Origin of the sequence: Planktotalea sp., from assembly GCF_039984035.1 — a bacterium.
GTDB lineage: Bacteria > Pseudomonadota > Alphaproteobacteria > Rhodobacterales > Rhodobacteraceae > Planktotalea.
The window spans coordinates 1-2807 of record NZ_JBDWVM010000221.1 but is presented as its reverse complement, the minus strand read 5'-3'; the positions used below and the strand labels follow the sequence as shown (position 1 = coordinate 2807).

Here is a 2807-nt window from a genome sequence, read left to right as displayed (position 1 = left end):
GCGCTGCCCCCGCATAATGGCGTCGGGGACTGGTGCCTCAAAAAGGTCTGCTGCGAGGTCGCCTGTTTTCAGGCGCATCGACATTCGACAGCGAGGTCATCCGGCCACCGTCCCGATGGGATGTCTGTACACCCGGACGGGCGTATTCCATTTTGGGCTATTTCATGCAGGCAGCTCCTCTTTGGTCCACGCAAAGGTTGTGCCGTCGCGCCAAATGCGGGTCATGATGACAGCCAGTTTTCGCGCTCTCGCAACAATGGCTTTTTTCATTCCCCTTCGTGCGACAAGTCGCATGGCCCATGCTTTAAGCGGTGAGAAGCGCGACACACGCTGGATGAGGATGTTGGCGGCTTCATAAAGCAGTTTGCGCATGGCCCCATCCCCGCGTTTTGAGATGCGCCCCGACCAATCCGTTTCGCCAGATTGATGCCGTCTCGGGGTTAATCCCAAGTACGCGCCAACTGCGCGAGCCCAGCAGCATCTGATTTGTCAGACTTATTCATCCGCGCTGACAACACCTTATGAGCTGCCCGTGCTTCAATGCAGACCACGGGTGCGCCTCGCTTGACCAGTTCTCGTGTTAACCAGATCGACAGCGGGCCGGACTCGTGAACGATCTTCTCAACGTCATCAACTTCAGAAGCTATCATGTGCACAATTTCATCAGGGTCTGTCACACAGGTCCCCTCAAACAAGATCCCGCCCGCATCATCCACAATGCAAAGGGCACATTCCTTTTGGGCGACATCAATTCCAACCTAGCGTTTCATGGTCGTTCTCGTCTGGCTTCAGGGTTCCTCCATCGACAGTAGCGATGTTTGAAACCTCACAAGCTGGATTCGCCGCAGATACGCCATGTCTGCTATCGCGAGAGAGCCAAAAACGTTCAACAACTGCTTGGGTTTTGGGAGGGGTTTTTGACAGCGCAAATCGATGAGGTTTGCGGCCGTGTCAAAAAGGAGGGTTTGTGGAAGTTCTATTTGAAATATTCTTTTCCAAATCCAGCATGGTCAAATCGGTCCCATATTTTTTCATGCAACCTGCCGCTATTAAGCGGGAGGCAATGTTTTAAAAAATACCAGGCTAGGTAGTTTTCAAATCCGGATTTCCGGGACAATTCCGTCTTAAGCGCATGAGCGAAATTATCAGATGACTTTACCGTTGTGACAAAGTGGTGGAAATCAGATTTTCCAAACAGAATTGCAGGGACTTTGTGCATAAACCCTTCAAGGGCGACGGTTGAGTTCACAGATACTGTCGCAATACTCTTACATAGAATGTCATGAACATTGGCATTCGTGACATGTATGCGCTCATCATTACGTGCTAACTCACGCATCATTTGCAAGCCTAATTCATCGCTAACCAAGGGGTGCGGTTTGACGACTATTGGGCGATCACCCGCTTGGTTTTGGACTGCGAGTAGCATTTCAATATCTGAAAATTTTGTAGCACCTGCGGCTGCGGGGTATTGCCCTTGAAAGAATACCGAAATCGCGCCTGTGGGAATAGATTGGATGTCGTTCGGTTGCCCATACTTGGAGCGCCGTTTATGTAGATACCGCTTTGTCAGATTGTCAAAAAAGATATTTGCTCTGTTGGGGCCAACTGACGCGGGGTCATAGACTTCACCACCAATTGACGAGAATGCTTTCGTTCCAATCAGGTCAAGGTGCCAATATTCCCAAAAATAAGCGACGCCTGCGTTCAATACTCCTTTCGCTTCGATGGAACGGTCATCAATGACATGAAGATTACCGTCTTGAAAACGTTTATCGTTAACGCTTCGGATACCTACTTTCAGGCCCTTGTCGCGGATTTGTATTTCACAGACGATGCCGGCGTCGGCGCACAATTCTCGAATTTCACGATAAAGTCGCAGATGCCAACCGTTGAGTTCGGGTGAAGCATCGCCACTTTTTAAATGTAAGATTATTTTGGACAAGTCAGCTTCTTACCCTCAATTGGTTAGCTGATGCTAGGGGGATTGAGGTCACAACTACAAGCCCTACGAAGCAAACCACAACGGTGTCATTTTGAGGTCTGCTTTAACGGGCGTTGTTGCATGGATCAGCTTACGTCTGATACGAAAGGCTTCTGTTTCATTCAGAATTCTGTAATTGCCGCACAAGTTCAATGCCGTCCATCGTGACAAGATCCCTCTGGCTATTGATAGTACCGGCCTGAAGATATTTGGTGAAGGTGAATGGTGCGAAGAGAAGCATATAAACAAAGCGAAAAGGAAGAGTTGGCGCAAGCTTCACCTCGGCCTTGATCTTGTCAGTGGCGAAACCATCTGTTAAGATCTGACGGCAGATGACTTTGGTGATCCGTCAGTGCTTCCAAACTTATTTGATCAAATTGACGGCCCGGTTGATCTGTTTTTGGCGGACGGCGCATATGATGGAAGCGCAACCCGCAACCTCCTGGCCAAGCGTTTTGGCGCTTCTCTTGAGATTATAATCCCGCCACCCAAAAACGCGACATTCAGCACTAATATGGCGCAGGATCTAACCGTTCGCGATTACCAAATTGCCCACATCAAGGCCAACGGTCGGATATCTTGGCAGAAAGCACCGGTTACAATCAACGCAGTCGTATCGAGACACAAATGGGCGGCTGGAAGGCTGTCATTGGCCCCAAGTTAAAGGCGCACAACTTCACAAGCCAAAAAACAGAAGCCAATATTGGTGTCAACGTGCTCAACCGGATGACCGCACTTGGCCACCCCCGCTTCGCGCGTACCGCATGAAATCCGGCTCGGGTAGGGCCCGGTCCGAGATGTCAGTGATCCATGCAACAACGCC

3 protein-coding genes and 1 pseudogene are annotated in these 2807 nt (G+C 50.0%); all 4 read right to left on the bottom strand.

The window, feature by feature from the left end:
* Window positions 1-162: 162 nt before the first annotated feature.
* Window positions 163-372 (bottom strand): hypothetical protein, encoded by a 210-nt coding sequence (locus ABJQ89_RS10090; RefSeq protein WP_348404599.1) that lies wholly within the window; start codon window positions 370-372, stop codon window positions 163-165.
* A gap of 15 nt (window positions 373-387) precedes the next feature.
* A pseudogene (locus ABJQ89_RS10085) lies at window positions 388-450 on the bottom strand (hypothetical protein); the annotation flags it as partial.
* Window positions 441-716, bottom strand: coding sequence for a transposase (locus ABJQ89_RS10080; protein WP_348404538.1), 276 nt, complete (start codon window positions 714-716; stop codon window positions 441-443). The pseudogene ABJQ89_RS10085 and the gene ABJQ89_RS10080, both read right to left, overlap by 10 nt.
* 260 nt (window positions 717-976) lie before the next feature.
* Complete coding sequence (locus ABJQ89_RS10075) at window positions 977-1945, bottom strand: hypothetical protein (protein ID WP_348404539.1); 969 nt, start codon at window positions 1943-1945, stop codon at window positions 977-979.
* Between the last annotated feature and the right edge of the window lie 862 nt (window positions 1946-2807).

Excerpts from the sequence above, each read along its gene's own strand:
- ABJQ89_RS10090 (WP_348404599.1), bottom strand. The coding sequence starts at position 372 with ATGCGCAAACTGCTTTATGAAGCCGCCAACATCCTCATCCAGCGTGTG.